The sequence below is a fragment of the Rhodococcus sp. 1163 genome (assembly GCF_002091985.1).
In the GTDB taxonomy this organism is placed as follows: Bacteria; Actinomycetota; Actinomycetes; order Mycobacteriales; family Mycobacteriaceae; genus Rhodococcoides.
This window is the reverse complement of sequence record NZ_MKKX01000018.1, coordinates 388509-404206: the sequence shown is the minus strand read 5'-3', so window position 1 is coordinate 404206 and position 15698 is coordinate 388509. Positions and strand designations below refer to the sequence as shown.

The following is a 15698-nucleotide window of genomic DNA, read 5'->3' as shown; positions in this document are numbered from 1 at the left end:
CAGCCTACGGTAACGAGGAGCGGTCATGACCGGGAACAGTTTCGGTGCGCTGGATCAATTGACGGTGGGCGAGACTGCCTACGACATCTTCCGCCTCGATCGTGTCGAGGGGTCGTCGCGGCTGCCCTACAGCCTCAAAGTGCTGCTGGAGAACTTGCTGCGTAACGAGGACGGGCACCTGGTCACCGCGGAGCAGGTGCGGGCGCTGGCAGGGTGGGATCCACATGCGCAGTCCAGTTCGGAAATACAGTTCACACCGGCACGGGTTCTGATGCAGGACTTCACCGGAGTGCCGTGCGTGGTGGACCTGGTGGCCATGCGGGACGCCATGACTGCACTCGGTGGTGACCCGCAACGGATCAATCCGCTCATCCCCACCGATCTGGTCATCGATCACTCGGTGATCGTCGACATGTTCGGCCGACCCGAGGCATTCCACACCAACGCCGAACTCGAGTTCGAGCGCAATCACGAGCGCTACGAGTTGCTCCGGTGGGCTCAACAGGCGTTCGACGGTTTCCAGGTGGTCCCGCCCGATACCGGAATCTGCCATCAGGTGAACCTGGAGTACCTGGCTCGGGTGGTGTTCACCAAGGACGGACCCGATCGCACGGTGGCTTATCCGGACACCCTGGTCGGGACGGATTCGCACACCCCGATGATCAACGGGCTCGGAGTACTGGGTTGGGGTGTCGGAGGAATCGAAGCAGAGGCGGCCATGCTCGGCCAGCCGATGAGCATGCTGATTCCGCAGGTGGTCGGGTTGAAGTTGAGCGGCGAGTTGAGCGAGGGGACTACCGCCACCGACCTGGTCCTCACCGTGGCAGAGGTGCTTCGCCGCACCAGGGTCGTCGGCAAGTTCGTGGACTTCTTCGGTCCAGGGGTGGCCAACGTGCCGCTGGCCACCCGCGCCACCCTGGGGAACATGAGCCCGGAGTACGGGTCGACAGCCGCTGTATTCCCCGTCGACGACGAGACGTTGAGTTACCTGCGGCTGACCGGCCGGCCGGCCGAGCAGATTGCGCTGGTGGAGGCGTACGCCAAGGCGCAAGGACTCTGGCACGACCCCGATCACGAGCCGGAATTCAGTCAGGTCGTCGAGCTGGACCTGGGTACCGTCGAGCCGTCGATCGCGGGCCCGAAGCGACCGCAGGATCGGATCCCACTGCGCGTGGCCCAGCGCGCGGTACGCGGTCTGCTGGCCGGCCGCTCGCATTCCGACGCGGTCCAGGGCGGTCTCGACGACGCTGTGGACGGCTCGTTTCCCGCCAGCGATCCCGTAGCGATCAGCCGCCGTATCGAGCGCGACGAGCCGCCTCGGTCATCTTCGTACGACGAGACACTCACCTGGCCCGAGGACCCCACGAAGGTGACCCTCGACGGTACCGAGTTCGACATCGATCACGGGCACGTGGTGATCGCGGCGATCACCTCGTGCACCAACACTTCCAACCCGACCGTGATGATCGGGGCAGGACTGCTCGCGAAGAACGCGGTCGAGCGCGGACTGCGCAGCAAGCCGTGGGTGAAGACGTCGCTGGCGCCCGGGTCCAGGGTCGTCACCGACTACTACAACCGCGCCGGGCTCACCCCGTACCTGGAGAAGCTCGGATTCGACTTGGTGGGTTACGGCTGCACCACCTGCATCGGTAACTCGGGCCCGTTGATTCCCGAGGTCAGCGCGGCAGTCACCGGCCACGATCTGGCGGTGGCCTCGGTGCTGTCGGGGAACCGGAACTTCGAGGGCCGGATTCACGCCGAAACGAAGATGAACTTCCTGGCCTCGCCTCCGCTGGTCATCGCCTACGCGTTGGTCGGCACCACCCAGGCAGACCTACTCATCGAGCCACTCGGCCAGGACGCCGAAGGCAATGATGTGTTCCTGCGCGATATCTGGCCCACCACGGCGGAGATCAAAGCAGTGGTCGACGAGTGCGTGGAGGCGAGCATGTTCACCGACGGATACGCCGATGTCCTCGCCGGTGACGCGAATTGGCAGGGCATGGACGTATCGAAGTCCGGCACTTTCGACTGGAGTGACACGTCCACCTACGTGCGCAATCCTCCGTACTTCGACGACATGCCCCGCGAGCCACTGCCGGTCCGAGACATCATCGGTGCTCGGGTATTGACGCTGCTCGGAGACTCGGTCACCACCGATCACATCTCGCCGGCAGGTGCGATCGGTGCTGATTCCCCGGCGGGCCGGTATCTGAGCGAGCATGGGGTGGATCGGAAGGATTTCAACTCCTACGGTTCGCGTCGCGGCAATCACGACGTGATGATCCGTGGAACGTTCGCGAATGTCCGTCTGCGCAACCAGCTCGTCCCCGGCGTCGAAGGCGGTGTCACCCGCTACCTGCCCGACGGCTCTCAGCAGTCGATCTTCGATGCCGCGATGGCCTATAAAAAAGACGGCGTGCCGTTACTGGTGCTGGCCGGCGCCGACTACGGCTCGGGATCTTCACGAGACTGGGCCGCCAAAGGCACCATGCTTCTCGGGGTGAAGGCGATCCTGGCCACCTCGTTCGAGCGGATACACCGATCGAATCTGATCGGGATGGGGGTGCTGCCGCTGCAGTTCAGGGAAGGGGAGAGCGCCGAACAGCTCGGGCTCACCGGCGAAGAAACGTATTCGGTGATCGGGCTAGAAGGCGCAGGCCCGCTCCCCAGTGAGGTCACCGTCCGGGTCGAGACCGACGGGAAGGGGCGTGAGCTGACGGCGACCGTGCGCATCGATACTCCCGCGGAAGCGGCGTACTTCCAGCACGGAGGGATTCTGCCGTACGTCCTGCGCCGTATGCTGGCCGGCTGATGACAGCCGACTCGACGCCAGCTCCCCAGTCCGACAGTCCTGATGCCGACCGTGATGTCGAGCGTGTCCTGGTGTTGGCCGCCCACCCCGACGACGTCGACTTCGGTGCGGCCGGCACGGTCGCCGGCTGGACCGAGCGCGGAATCGTGGTCAGTTATTGCCTGGCCACCTCGGGCGACGCCGGCGGATTCGAAGACATTCCGCGCGAGGCGATGGCGGCGATGCGCGAAGCCGAACAGCAGGCCGCTGCGGCTGCGGTCGGTGTGCACGACGTGGAGTTCCTCCGGTTCGACGACGGCGCGCTGTACCCGACGATGGAGCTGCGCAAAGGGTTCAGTCGGGCAATCAGGAGGGTTCGCCCACAGCGGGTGCTGATCCAGTCACCGGAGTTCGATTGGAGCAGGGTGGGTGCCTCGCACCCCGATCATCGGGCGGCGGGTGAGGCCGCCTTCGCCGCCGTGTACCCCGATGCCAGAAACCCGTTCGCGCACCCGGAGCTGCTCGCGGACGAAGGTCTGCAGGCATGGTCGGCGCACCAACTGTGGATCATGGGTGGACCGCACAACAACAGGGCCGTCGACATCACGGCAACGTTCGATTCCAAGGTGGCCGCGTTGCGGGCCCATCGCAGTCAAACCGGGCATATCCACGAGCTCGACGCACTGTTGCGTGGGTTCGCGGGTGCGGCCGCGTCGCAGGCAGGGCTGCCCGAAGGTCGACTTGCGGAGGCGTTTCAGGTAGTCGCGGTTACGTAAGCTTCTCGCACGAAGTCAGGGACCGATTATCTGCTCGGCATGAGCATCCACGCGGCAAGGTAGATCAGCGCGACGGTTCCGCCCGAGACGACAGTGCCGAGCACGGTCAGGACTCGGACGAGGTTGGCGTCGATGCCGAAGTACTCGCCGATGCCGCCGCACACACCTGCGACCATCTTCTGCGAGTCGGAGCGGACGAATTCTTTGGGTGGGTTGGTGGAAGTCATGCCGACAAGTCTCTCGATGTGGATGTCTTTGCACATCGGGAAGTCCACCCATCTTCACCCTGAAGTTGCCTACGTTGTGCGCGGTGCCCAACCCCTCGATCAAGAGTCAAGACACCTTTCGGATAAAAAACCTCATGCCCGAATGGACGTCCAAAGGCGTTTATTCGTGTGGTTTGCGCATTGTCCCGAGTGAAATAAATGTTGTACGGGTACCGATGAGGGCGTAAGAATTCGACACGACCACTCAATGCTGCGCCGCACTGCCGAGTGCGGTAGGAACGACATCAGGTCGTACTTTCTACGGCTGTTCCAAATGACTAGTACAGGAGATTTCATGGGTTCAGCAGCAGGGTTCATCAGTGACATTTTCTCGGGCGTTCTCGACGGGCTCGTCGAGTCGATCGTGGACCAGATCGTAGGCGTACTGACATCCGGTAGCGCTGCCTGATTTTGTTCACGGTGCACGCTGTAATCGCAGTCGGGGGCGGTTACGGTGGCATCGAGAACGCGTCCGATAAGTGACGTCAGCAATTCAGTGTGAGTCGAATTTCAGATTTCGACGTACAAGATGTGATCTCGTGAGGTAGACATACCGCTACAGAGACCGTTTTGTGATTACCGTCGCAGAATCTCTGATCCATTTCCTCTCACGAAGGAGTTCTTATATGGGATCCGCCGAACTTGCTGGAATTTTCGGTCTGCTGGCCAAGCTTCTCGGAGCAGCATCGGGTAGCTCGGACACTGCGCCTGCCGCAGCCCTCTAAATCTTTCGACTATGGCCGGTACCCCGCAATACTGGGGTACCGGCCATCGGTCTGTCCGGCGACGCACGCCCTAGTCTGGGTCGGTGCACACCGTTCCCATACAGATGCCCGACGGTTCGACAGTGCCGGTATCGCTTTTTCCGGCCGACGGACCGGACGATGCGCCGGTCGTGGTGATCATGCCGGGTCTCGGAATTCCGGGCGGCTACTACCGCCTGTTCGCCGAAGCCCTGGTCGCCCGCGGTTTCCACGCCGCTGTCGGTGATCTCCGCGGACAAGGCGACAGCGTCCCCAAACCCAGTTCCGCCAGCAAGTACGGCTATCAGGAACTGGTATCGGTGGACTTTCCTGCCATCTTCGAGGTGGTGCGCGAGGAATTTCCGGCCGCCACTCCCTATCTTCTGGGCCACAGCATGGGTGGCCAACTCGGGTCGATGTATGCAGCTCGAATCCGCGGTCGCCTGGCCGGGCTGATCTTGGTGGCCTCGGGGTCGCCGTACCACCGAGGCTTCGGAACCGTGCGCGGTGTTCCATTGCTGTTCGGCGCCGCAGCCATGGCGTTGACGAGCAGCATTGCCGGCTTCTGGCCAGGGGATCGCGTCGGTGTCGGTGGTTTCGGGCGGCAGTCGCGTGTGCTGATCGAAGACTGGTCCAAATTCGCCCGGACCGGACTGATCGAGCCGTCCGGCGCAGATATGGACTACGAGGAGCGGATGCGCCGACTGAAGCTACCGGTCCTGACGATCACGATCGAAGGGGACGAGGTGGCGCCGCCCGGGTCGATGAAGAACTTGGTCGACAAACTCGCCAACGCCGACGTCACCGCCGCGCATGTCGCCGAGTCACTCGGCCACAACGGCTGGATTCGGAATCCAACGGCCGTCGCGGACCTCGTGAGCTCGTGGATACATCGCTGAAAGTTCCTGTCGCCGACGTCAGGGCCGTAGCGCGTTCCACAGGAATCGGAAGGACAGTGCCGTCTTGAAGGCCAGCTGAGCGTTGTCCGCAGCGCCGCCGTGCCCGCCTTCGATGTTCTCGAAGTAGGTGACGGGCTGGCCCAGTTCTTCGAGCCGCGCGGCCATTTTGCGGGCATGACCGGGGTGCACCCGGTCGTCGCGTGTCGAGGTCGCAATGAGGATCGGCGGATAGCGTCTCTCGTCCGGTGCCACGATGTTCTGGTACGGCGAGTATTCGGAGATGAATGCCCACTCGTCGGGGTCGTCCGGGTCGCCGTATTCCGCCACCCACGACGCCCCTGCCAGCAGTAGGTGGTATCGCTTCATGTCCAGCAGTGGTACCTGGCAGACCAGAGCGCCGAACAGTTCGGGGTATCTGGTCAGCATGATTCCGATCAGGAGTCCGCCGTTGCTTCCTCCCTGAGCGCTGAGCTGGCTGGGGGTGGTGATCTCGCGCTCCACCAGATCCTTTGCCACGGCCGCAAAATCTTCGTGGACCTTGTGTCGGCCTGCGCGCAGCACCTGGGTATGCCATTCGGGGCCGTACTCGCCGCCGCCTCGGATGTTGGCCACTACGTACGTGCCGCCCTGCTCGAGCCAGGCCAGACCGGTTGCACCGCTGTACGACGGCGTCATCGAGATCTCGAATCCTCCGTAGCCGTAGAGCATCGTCGGCCCGGGGCCCATGCCTTCCTTGCGGACCACGAAGTAGGGCACGGAAGTGCCGTCGAGTGAAGTCGCAAAATACTGGGTGACGGCCATCGAATCGGTGTCGAAGAACGACGGCGCCTGTTTGAGGACTTCGAGGTCGCCGCCGACTGTGCCGAACAGCAGCGTGGCAGGCGTCAGATAACCACTCGACGACAGAAAGAACTCGTCACCGTTCTCCTCCGCGTCGGTGCCGACGATCTCGGTGGAGGTCGAATCCGGTAGGCCGAGCAGGGGCTGATCGTCCCAGGCATCAGCGCCAGGAGTGAGTACTCGGAACTCGCTGCGCACGTCTACGAGCGTGACGACGAGCAAGTGGTTCTCGGTCCAAGCGAACTGATGCAGGGAGCGGTGTGCGTCGGGCGAGAACAGTACGGTCATCTCGCGGTCCCCGGCGAGGAAGCTCTCGAAGTTCGCGGCCAATAGGGCGCCCGACGGATACGTCTTGTCGCCGATCGTCCACTCGGTCATCGTGCGGACCAGTAGCCACTGCTTGTGGACCGAAGTCGTCGCATCGGTCGGTGTATCGATCAGCGTCAGGGCTGTGCCATCGAGCAGATACAACTCGGCGTTGAAGAAGTCCGTCGCGCGTTGCACGAAGTCACGTTCGAATCCGGGAGTCCGGTCGTGCCACGCCGAAATCGAGATGTCGTTCGCCGTTCCCTCGTACACGGTTTCGGCCTCGGCAAGTGGGGTGCCGCGGGTCCACCGCTTGGCGACACGCGGATATCCCGAGTCGGTGAGCGAACCTGCACCGAAGTCGGTTCCTACATAGACGGTGTCGGCGTCGATGTACCCGATGTCGGTCTTGGCTTCGGAAACGAAGAATCCGCCGCCCGACGGGTCGCGGAACGTGCGCGTCCGCAAGTCGAATTCGCGGACGATCGACGCGTCGGCGCCGCCGCGGGACATCGTGACCAACGCGAGGTGCTGATCGGGACGCAGCACCTGCGCACCGCTCCACACCCAGTTCTCGCCTTCGGTCTCGGCGACGGCGTCCAGGTCGAGCAGGATGTCCCACTCGGGCGAGTCCTTGCGGTATTCCGTCATCGTGGTCCGACGCCACAGTCCTCGGATGTGCTCGGCGTCGCGCCAGAAGTTGTACAGGTACTCACCGCGCCGCCGCGCGTACGGGATTCGTGCGTCGGTGTCGAGGACCTCGCGCACGCGGGCTTTCATCGCGTCGAATTCTGGGCCGGCCAACGCGGCGGTGGTGGCGGCATTACGGGTGCGTACCCAGTCCAATGCGCGCTCGTCGGTGACCTCTTCGAGCCACAGGTACGGATCAGAGGTGTTGCTCATGCCCTATTTGTACCCTCGTAGGTACTGTCCCTCCCACGGTGACCGGACACGTGCCGGTGCTCACTCTCGTGTCGGGGTCGTGGTGTTCGAGGAAGGATCGCCGGATATGAATCTGTGGGAACAGCACTGCTGTCTGCCGCTGGTGCCCACTGCGGACATCACGGAATTGGCTCGCTACCCGCTCGGGTCGTACGTGTCCGTCAACGTCGGCTTCTCGCCGCATTCCAAAGCAGTCGTGACTGCGCTGGCACAGGATTTCCGTCGTAAAGCCCTCGCCGACGGGCGTTTTCGCATGGTCGACGCGGTGGACGAACCCGAAGCTGTCGAGCTGATCACCCTGGCATTCGACCTGGAGGATTCCGGTCCACTCGAGGGCGATCTCGACAACATTCGCTACTTCCACGGCCTCGGTGTGCGTTCCATGCTTCCGACCTACAACCACGCCAATGCGGCCGGAGGGGGATGCCTCGACGTCGAGGACACGGGTCTGACGGCGTACGGGAGGGACGTGGTTCACGAGATGAATCGTGTGGGGATGCTCGTCGACGGTTCGCACTGCTCGGTCTCGACCGGGCTCGACGTGGCACGTTGCACCGAGCACCCGATGATCTACAGTCACTCGAATTTTGCTGCACTGTGGCAGCATCCGCGGAACATCACCGATGAGCAGGCGCTGGAATGCGCACGCACTACAGGCGTCGTGGGGATCAACGGTGTAGGCATCTTCCTCGGCGTCAACGCGCCCGAGGACGATGGCAAACGGGTGCAGGCGATGGCGGACCACATCGAGTACGGCGTGGAGTTGCTCGGCATCGAGCACGTGGGTATCGGCTCGGACTATTCGTTCGACCACGAGGATTTCGATCACGAGCTGAGAATTCACCCCGAGGCGTTCTCGGAGATGTACACGCGTTGGGGGCCGCTGCAGTGGGTTCCGCCGGAAGGAACGCTGACCCTGCCCGCGGTGCTGCGTGGTCGTGGTTTCGACGACAACGCCGTCGACGCCGTGTTCGGTGGGAACTTCCGGCGGGTCGCAGAGGCGACACAGGCTGCTACCGGCAGGTAACCCGACCGTCTCGAGACAGGGAATCCGTACGCGACTAAGCTGGGGAATCGTGACCTCACACTATGACGTCGTTGTCCTCGGAGCCGGTCCCGGTGGGTACGTCGCTGCTATCCGCGCGGCACAACTCGGACTGAGCACTGCCATCATCGAGAAGAAGTACTGGGGCGGTGTCTGCCTCAACGTGGGCTGCATTCCCTCGAAGGCGCTTCTCCGCAATGCCGAACTTGCGCACCTCTTCACAAAAGAAGCCAAGTTGTTCGGTATCTCGGGCGAAGCGAGCTTCGACTTCGGCGCAGCCTTCGACCGCAGCCGCAAGGTCGCGGAGGGGCGCGTCAAGGGAATTCACTTCTTGATGAAGAAGAACAAGATCCCCGAGTTCGACGGCCAGGGCACCTTCACCGATGCGAACACCATCGAGGTGGAGTTGACCAAGGGCGGCACCGAGACGATCACCTTCGACAACGCCATCATCTCCACCGGCAGCACCACCAAACTGCTGCCGGGAACGTCGCTGAGCGAGAACGTCGTCACGTACGAAGAGCAGATCATGACCCGTGAACTCCCGGGTTCGATGCTCATCGTCGGTGCAGGCGCCATCGGCATGGAGTTCGGCTACATCATGAAGAACTACGGTGTCGATGTCACCATCGTCGAGTACCTCGATCGCGCGCTCCCCAACGAGGACGCCGACATCTCCAAGGAAATCGAGAAGCAGTACAAGAAGCTCGGCGTCCGTATCGTCACCGGTGCCGCTGTACAGAGCATCGACGACGACGGCTCCAAGGTGACCGTCAAGTTCAAGAACAACAAGTCCGGCGACGTCGAAACCGTCACCGTCGACAAGGTGATGCAGTCCGTAGGCTTCGCCCCTCGCGTCGAAGGGTTCGGTCTCGAGACGACCGGTGTCGAGCTCACTGATCGCGGTGCCATCGGCATCACCAGCACGATGAAGACCAACGTCCCGCACATCTACGCAATCGGGGACGTCACCGCCAAGCTGCAGCTCGCTCACGTGGCCGAGGCTCAGGGCGTCGTGGCGGCGGAGACCATCGCCGGCGCGGAGACGCTGCCGATCGAGGACTACCGCATGATGCCGCGTGCGACGTTCTGCCAGCCGCAGGTCGCCAGCTTCGGACTCACCGAAGATCAGGCTCGTGAAGAAGCACAGGCCCGTGGCTCCGACATCAAGGTCGCGAACTTCCCGTTCGCAGCCAACGGCAAAGCCCACGGGCTGGGCGACGCTACCGGTTTCGTCAAGCTGATCGCGGACACCGAGCACGGCGAACTTCTCGGTGGTCACCTCATCGGCCCCGACGTGTCCGAGCTACTGCCGGAACTGACGTTGGCCCAGAAATGGGACCTGACCGTCAACGAGCTCGCTCGCAACGTCCATACACATCCGACGTTGTCCGAGGCATTGCAGGAGGCCATTCACGGCCTCGCAGGACACATGATCAACTTCTGACCCTCCAAGCAGTTACGAAGCTCGTTCGTCTTGTGTGCGCACAAGACGAACGAGCTTTTTTCATGCCCTGTCCGGACTCGTCCTTGCATGGCAGTATGGGCTTTCCGGCCGATGTTGGTCGTGGCCAGGACGATACGACCGAGGCGAAAGAAGTACACCGATGAGAAGTTTCGACAACAAGGTTGCCGTCGTCACCGGGGCCGGATCGGGGATCGGCCGCGCGCTCGCCCTCGATCTGGCGCACCGCGGCGCCAGGCTGGCGCTCTCGGACATCGACGGCGAAGCACTCACGGAGACGGTCGTGTTGTGCGAGAAGATCGGTGCACGCACAGTGTCCTACCAGTTGGACGTCTCCGATCGCGCGGCAATGTATTTCCATGCCGATGCGGTCATCAGCGAATTCGGACGCGTCAACCTCGTGGTCAACAACGCAGGGGTTGCGCTCGGCGCGGATGTTCTGGATATGACCTGGGACGATTTCGAGTGGGTCATGAACATTGATTTCTGGGGAGTCGTCAACGGCTCCAAAGCATTTCTGCCTGCGCTCATCGAGTCCGGTGAAGGTCACCTGGTGAATGTGTCGAGCGTGTTCGGGTTGATGGGCATCCCCGGTCAGAGCGCATACAACTCGGCAAAGTTCGCGGTGCGCGGTTTCACCGAGGCGCTGCGCCAGGAAATGAAAGTCGCTCGCCATCCCGTCGGCGTCAGCTGTGTCCATCCTGGCGGAATCAAGACGAACATCGTTGCCAACGCACGAGGAATGGCAGATCTGGGAGATCACGACGCCGTCGTGCGACGCTTCGAGCAGATCGCCGTCACCTCGCCCACACGTGCCGCCAAGGTGATCCTCGGCGGCGTCGAGCGCAACAAGCCGCGCATCCTCATCGGCCCGGATGCGCGACTGTTCGATCTGATCCCTCGCGTAGTGGGGCCACGGTATCAGGATATTTTGGCCCCGCTCAACAGGATTGGGCGAGCTACCGGCGCCAGGTTCGGGTCGAACAAGGGCTAGCTCCAGCGAATCTCTTTTCAGAAGTCGCGTTCTATTCGCAGAGTTTCGATGGTCGTCGCCAAGCTGTCGTACTGCCCGACCAACAACAGGAATTCGATCAGCTGGCGTTCGTCGAACTCGCGTGCCAAGGCTGACCAGGTTTCGTCCGAGAGGTTCTTGGTGGCCAGTAGTTCGTCGGTCGCGGTGAGTATCGCTCGATAGCGATCACCGAGACCGACTGCTGCGGGCCCTTCCTTTACTTGTGCGAGAAGGGTTTCGGTCACTCCGACGCGCCTGCCGATTCGGCGGTGATGGTCCATCTCGTACCCGCAGTCACGTACGTGTGCGACGCGGTTGATCACCACTTCCGTGTCCTTGCGTGAGATCCGGCCGCCCGGCATCAGCTTCCCGCTGTAGAACAACCAGCCCCGAAAAAGTCCGCGGGTGCGTCCCAAGGTACTGAAAAGATGCGCGTTGGGCGCGCCCGCAGCCTTCGACAGGACGCGCCACAAGGCCCAGTTGATGGGGCCGAGGTCCTTGAACGTTCCGGATGCAATGCGCGGTGAGCTCACGCCTTCTCACGCTACCTGCGGTTTCCGCTGTGCACCATCGGAAAAGAGCAATCGGTGCTAGCGGACAATCGATGTACGTAACCAGCCGACCGTTACTGCAGCGACAGCACCACCTCGGCTGCATCTGCCGGGTGGGTGTACGGCCACCAATGTTCGCCGTCGACTGTCATCACATGTAGGTCCGGTATCCAGCGCTCGAGTCCGTCGGCAAGGTCGGCGGAGAGAAACCGGTCATGGAGTGGAACGACGACAGTGGTGGGCACCTCGCACCTCGGATCCGGTCCGGAGAGGAGACGGCGGAGAATATTCGCACGATACAGCGCGATTCCGCGTTGTTGGTTCCGGCGCTCTGGTTCCGGGGCTTCCTCGTTGCCGATCGATACCATCATCGATGGTACGAACCGGCGAAGAACCGGAATGTGGAAACTCCAGATGTACCAGGACCGTAGGAGTTGCGTTGCCATCGATGACCACTGTCGGGGCGAAACTGCGCGGGCACGAGAGACCTCACGCAGGTGGTCCAGGCTCGGGCCGGACACCGATACGAACGACGCAAAAGTCGATGCAGCACGGGGTGCGGCCATTGTTTCCCACATCTGAACCGAACCCCAGTCGTGTGCGAACACGTGCAGGGGTCCACTCCGGTGGGGGATCGAATCGACCACGGCGAACGTATCCTCGGTCAAGTGAGCCAGGGTGTAGCTCTCGAGAGAGTCCGGATCGTCGAGGGTGGTGGCCCCGCCGCCGCGGGTGTCGTAGGCAACGATCCGCACGCGCTGTCCCAGCACACGGATCATCGGCTCGAAGAATCGATGATCGTCCGGATAGCCGTGAACAAGAAGCACGGTCGAGGATGCCAGCGGATCTCCGTACTCGTACACCGCGATACGGGCTCCGACAGAATCGACTGTCCAGGTCTTCACACGGCCTCGCCCCGTTTGTAGATGGACTCGCCTCGGAGTAGCCCGGCGATGAGCTGCAATCGCAACTCCTCCTGCTCGGGCTGCGGATGCACGATCGCCGAGAGCGCTTCGCCGTCGAGTAGGTGCACCACGGTGAAAATGACCGTATCGAGTTGGGCGGGTGGGATGGTGCCTGCGACCGGAAGCGTGCGGGCAAGCGCGGAAATTTGCTCGTGGTAGCGAACAGTGAAGGGAATCAATCGTTCCCGCAGCTCGGTATCACTCCGAGCGGCAATGAGGAGCTCGTACCAGGCACCGTTTATCGGGGCTCGGCACGCCGCACGCAGGAGGAGCAGACAATGCTCGACGGACGCCGTACCGAAGATCGCGAGACCGGTTCGAAACTCCTCGAACTGTCGCCGCCGCACTTCGTCCGCAGCAGCGACGACGATGTCGAGGCGTGTGGGGAAATGCCGAAACAACGCACCCGAGGACACCCCCGCACGGGAGACGATCTCGATCACCGTCGTTGCAGCATAGCCATTTTCGCACAGTGACACGATCGCTGCATCGAGCAGCTTCCCGATCGTCTCGGTACGTCGTTCCTGCTGAGTTCTGCTCATACTCGCTCTCGTGGATGCGGTGCCGTGGTGGTACCGGCGCGCAGGAAGCTACCAGCGCGTTCCGATACGCCGAACCATGGCGCGAATTCACCCTCACGGTAGACGATCCGCCCGGCGATCAGCGTCGCGGTGACGGCCTGATCGTTCCGGTTGACCATCCGGCTCAAACCACCGAACTCGGGCATCGTCTCCTCGCGATACGCGAGGACCTCGTCGTCGAGGCCAGCCGGATCGATGACGACCACATCGGCGCGGTCACCCACCCTCAGGTGTCCTGCGTCGACGCCGTAGAATTCTGCGAGCTCGCCACTGAGCTTGTACACGGCATTCTCCACGGACATGAACGGCCGTCGATCTCCGCGGGCGCCGTGCACACGATGCAGCAACCGGATCCCGAAGTTGTAGAACGCCATGTTCCGTAGGTGCGCCCCGGCGTCGGAGAACCCGACGGTGACGCCCGGCCTGGTGATGAGCTTGTCCATCTGCTTCCGTCGGTGATTGGCGATAGTGGTGTGCCAGCGCAGTTTTCGGCCATGCTCGACGACGAGGTCGAGGAATGCGTCGACCACGTGGATGCCGCGTTCGGCCGCAACCTCGGCGATGTTCTTACCGACGACCGAGGCATCCGGGCATTCGGTGATCTGGGCATCGGCGAAGTCTCGGTGCCATACCCGTGAGCTGAATTTCTTCTCGAAGTCGGCGCGGAACCAGCGGCGGTAGGCCTCGTCGGACAGCAAGTCGTTGCGGCCCAATTCCTCTCGGAGATGCAGAGCTGCGCGGCCGGATCCGAACTCTTCGAAGACGACGAGGTCGATCCCGTCGGAGTAGACGTCGAACGTAGTGGGCAGGTGTTGCCATCGGAACTGTCCGCGCCCGGGTCCGTTCACCAGTTGTGCGAGCGGCCCGAAGATGTGGTGAATCCAGGGGGATGCTTTGGCATCGGCGGCAGCCAGAAGCGAGATCTTGAGCGGAGTCCGGCCCAGTCCCGTTGCGCTGCCGAGGAAGAAGATCATGTCGTATTTGGTGTTGAGATTCGGGATGCTCTGAAGCAGACGGCCGCGTCGGCGCAGAATCTTGTGCAGTGCGCGGAATTCCTTCCAACGCGCGTACGAAGACGGCAGTGACCGCGAACGGTATCTGTCACCGTCGAGTTTGTCCCAGGGGTTGGTCATGGTGGACATGCCGAGAAGCCCGGCGTCCAGGGCAGTGGTCAGCGCATCGGCCATCGCCGAGAATTCTTCACGTGTCGGTTTCTGGCTGTGGTCGGTCGCCCGGTCCAACCCCATCACGTGGGCACGCAGGTCCGAATGCCCCACCAGCGCCGCGATGTTGGGCCCGAGGGGGAGTCTCTCGAGCGCGTCGATGTACTCGTTCGGATTCGTCCACGTCTTGTGTGCATCGACGGCCTTCAGCACATGCTCGCGCGGTAGCGCCTCGACTCGGCTGAACAGGTCGGCGATGTCGACGGGAGTGGAGTACAACGTCGACAACGAGCAGTTCCCCAGCAGGACCGTGGTGACGCCGTGTCGAACCGACTCGGTCAGTCCTGGTCCGACCAGGACCTCCGCGTCGTAATGGGTGTGTACGTCGACGAAACCGGGCATGACCCACTGTCCCGTCGCGTCGATGACATCGGTACTCGGACCGACCGCGAGCGGTTCGGTCGTGATCGCGCGCACGATGCCGTCCGAGATTCCTACGTTGCGAACTACCCCCAGCCCACCGCTGCCGTCGTAGACCGTCCCGCCGGTCAGCACTGTGTCGTAGGGCAGGTACTCGTTCATGTGACCTCCATCACCATGGTTGTTCCAACCATAACTTAGAGAGTGAACGCTCGCAATGTTTGGTCGAGACCAAAATACGACGCTTCAGATTCGCAGCGCCCCCGCCATCGACGCCGCTTGTTCGGCTCGAGCGATGACAGTTTTCTCGTGCGAGGAAATGTGCGCGAGCAGCGCGGTCCTCGCCTCGTCGAGCTTTCCTTCGAGGACCGCCTCACCGATCGTGATGTGCTCCTCGACTCGAGATCGGATGTCCTGGTGGGTCATCGATCCCACCAACCGTACCGGCCTGACCTTGGCATTGACGGCGCACAGCGCGACGGTCAACGCAGGATTCCCGGACGCGCTCAACAATGTCGTGTGAAATTGCTCGTCCATCGACACGACTTCGGTGATGTCGGTGGGATGGGCCTCTCGTGCCCGTCTCCACAGTTCGAGCTCGGTGACGATCACCGGTGCGTCGTGATGAAGCGTCGCGTCGTCGATGGCGCGGACGATGCCGCGAATTTCCAGCGTCTGTCGGAGCTCGTAGAGCCCGGCGAGATCGTCCACGTGTGGTCGATACGCGTGCAATCCGTCGTGGCCGCGGAGAACCAGGCCGTCTGCGAGCAGCCGTGCGAGCGCCTCACGCACCGGTGTGCGCGAGACGCTGTACCGCTCGGCCAGGCGTTGCTCGCCGAGTCTTTCGGTTGCCGGAATCGCTCCCGACACGAGGTCACGTCGTAGCGACAGATACACCTTGTCGCGAAGGTCCTTGCGCGGCATGGAAGT

Annotated in this window: 13 protein-coding genes; 6 read left to right on the top strand and 7 right to left on the bottom strand. The window is 62.6% G+C overall.

Going from position 1 to position 15698, the window contains the following annotated elements; translation table 11 throughout:
• Positions 1-25 precede the first annotated feature (25 nt).
• Both BJD99_RS08145 and BJD99_RS08140 read left to right on the top strand, forming a co-directional pair.
• A complete protein-coding gene (locus BJD99_RS08145; RefSeq protein WP_084346267.1) occupies positions 26-2815 on the top strand; it encodes an aconitate hydratase in 2790 nt (929 codons plus the stop codon).
• Positions 2815-3570, top strand: coding sequence for a PIG-L deacetylase family protein (locus BJD99_RS08140; RefSeq protein WP_084346266.1), 756 nt, complete (start codon positions 2815-2817; stop codon positions 3568-3570). The genes BJD99_RS08145 and BJD99_RS08140 overlap by 1 nt, the downstream gene beginning before the upstream one ends.
• Before the next feature lie 26 nt (positions 3571-3596).
• Here BJD99_RS08140 and BJD99_RS08135 read toward each other — a convergent pair whose 3' ends face one another.
• Entirely contained in the window at positions 3597-3797 is a 201-nt protein-coding gene (locus tag BJD99_RS08135; RefSeq protein WP_084346265.1) for a PspC domain-containing protein, read from the bottom strand.
• Between the two features lie 847 nt (positions 3798-4644).
• Between BJD99_RS08135 and BJD99_RS08125 the strand changes: the two genes are divergently transcribed.
• Complete coding sequence (locus BJD99_RS08125) at positions 4645-5478, top strand: alpha/beta fold hydrolase (protein WP_084346263.1); 834 nt, start codon at positions 4645-4647, stop codon at positions 5476-5478.
• 18 nt (positions 5479-5496) lie between these two features.
• On the opposite strand, the gene BJD99_RS08120 is transcribed toward BJD99_RS08125, so the two are convergent.
• Positions 5497-7527 carry a prolyl oligopeptidase family protein gene (locus tag BJD99_RS08120; RefSeq protein WP_084346262.1) on the bottom strand — a complete coding sequence of 677 codons (2031 nt, stop codon included), beginning with the start codon at positions 7525-7527 and terminating at the stop codon, positions 5497-5499.
• A 106-nt stretch (positions 7528-7633) separates the two neighbouring features.
• Between BJD99_RS08120 and BJD99_RS08115 the strand changes: the two genes are divergently transcribed.
• From BJD99_RS08115 to BJD99_RS08105, 3 genes are all read left to right on the top strand, one after another.
• Positions 7634-8593: a dipeptidase gene (locus BJD99_RS08115; RefSeq protein ID WP_084346403.1), complete on the top strand. Its 960-nt coding sequence runs from the start codon at positions 7634-7636 to the stop codon at positions 8591-8593.
• A 49-nt stretch (positions 8594-8642) separates the two neighbouring features.
• On the top strand, positions 8643-10058 hold the full coding sequence (gene lpdA / locus BJD99_RS08110) for a dihydrolipoyl dehydrogenase (protein WP_084346261.1): 1416 nt from the start codon (positions 8643-8645) through the stop codon (positions 10056-10058).
• 160 nt (positions 10059-10218) lie between these two features.
• The gene (locus BJD99_RS08105) at positions 10219-11070 is read left to right on the top strand and encodes an SDR family oxidoreductase (protein WP_084346260.1); all 852 of its coding nucleotides are present in this window, start codon (positions 10219-10221) and stop codon (positions 11068-11070) included.
• 17 nt (positions 11071-11087) lie between these two features.
• Here BJD99_RS08105 and BJD99_RS08100 read toward each other — a convergent pair whose 3' ends face one another.
• The 5 genes from BJD99_RS08100 to BJD99_RS08080 form a co-directional block, all read right to left on the bottom strand.
• Positions 11088-11621 (bottom strand): carboxymuconolactone decarboxylase family protein, encoded by a 534-nt coding sequence (locus BJD99_RS08100; protein ID WP_084346259.1) that lies wholly within the window; start codon positions 11619-11621, stop codon positions 11088-11090.
• A 92-nt stretch (positions 11622-11713) separates the two neighbouring features.
• The gene (locus tag BJD99_RS08095) at positions 11714-12544 is read right to left on the bottom strand and encodes an alpha/beta fold hydrolase (RefSeq protein WP_179142238.1); all 831 of its coding nucleotides are present in this window, start codon (positions 12542-12544) and stop codon (positions 11714-11716) included.
• Positions 12541-13146: a TetR/AcrR family transcriptional regulator gene (locus tag BJD99_RS08090; RefSeq protein ID WP_084346257.1), complete on the bottom strand. Its 606-nt coding sequence runs from the start codon at positions 13144-13146 to the stop codon at positions 12541-12543. The genes BJD99_RS08095 and BJD99_RS08090 overlap by 4 nt, the downstream gene beginning before the upstream one ends.
• Positions 13143-14930 (bottom strand): amidohydrolase family protein, encoded by a 1788-nt coding sequence (locus tag BJD99_RS08085; protein ID WP_084346256.1) that lies wholly within the window; start codon positions 14928-14930, stop codon positions 13143-13145. The genes BJD99_RS08090 and BJD99_RS08085 overlap by 4 nt, the downstream gene beginning before the upstream one ends.
• Positions 14931-15014: 84 nt before the next feature.
• Positions 15015-15692 carry a GntR family transcriptional regulator gene (locus tag BJD99_RS08080; RefSeq protein ID WP_084346255.1) on the bottom strand — a complete coding sequence of 226 codons (678 nt, stop codon included), beginning with the start codon at positions 15690-15692 and terminating at the stop codon, positions 15015-15017.
• Positions 15693-15698: the final 6 nt, after the last annotated feature.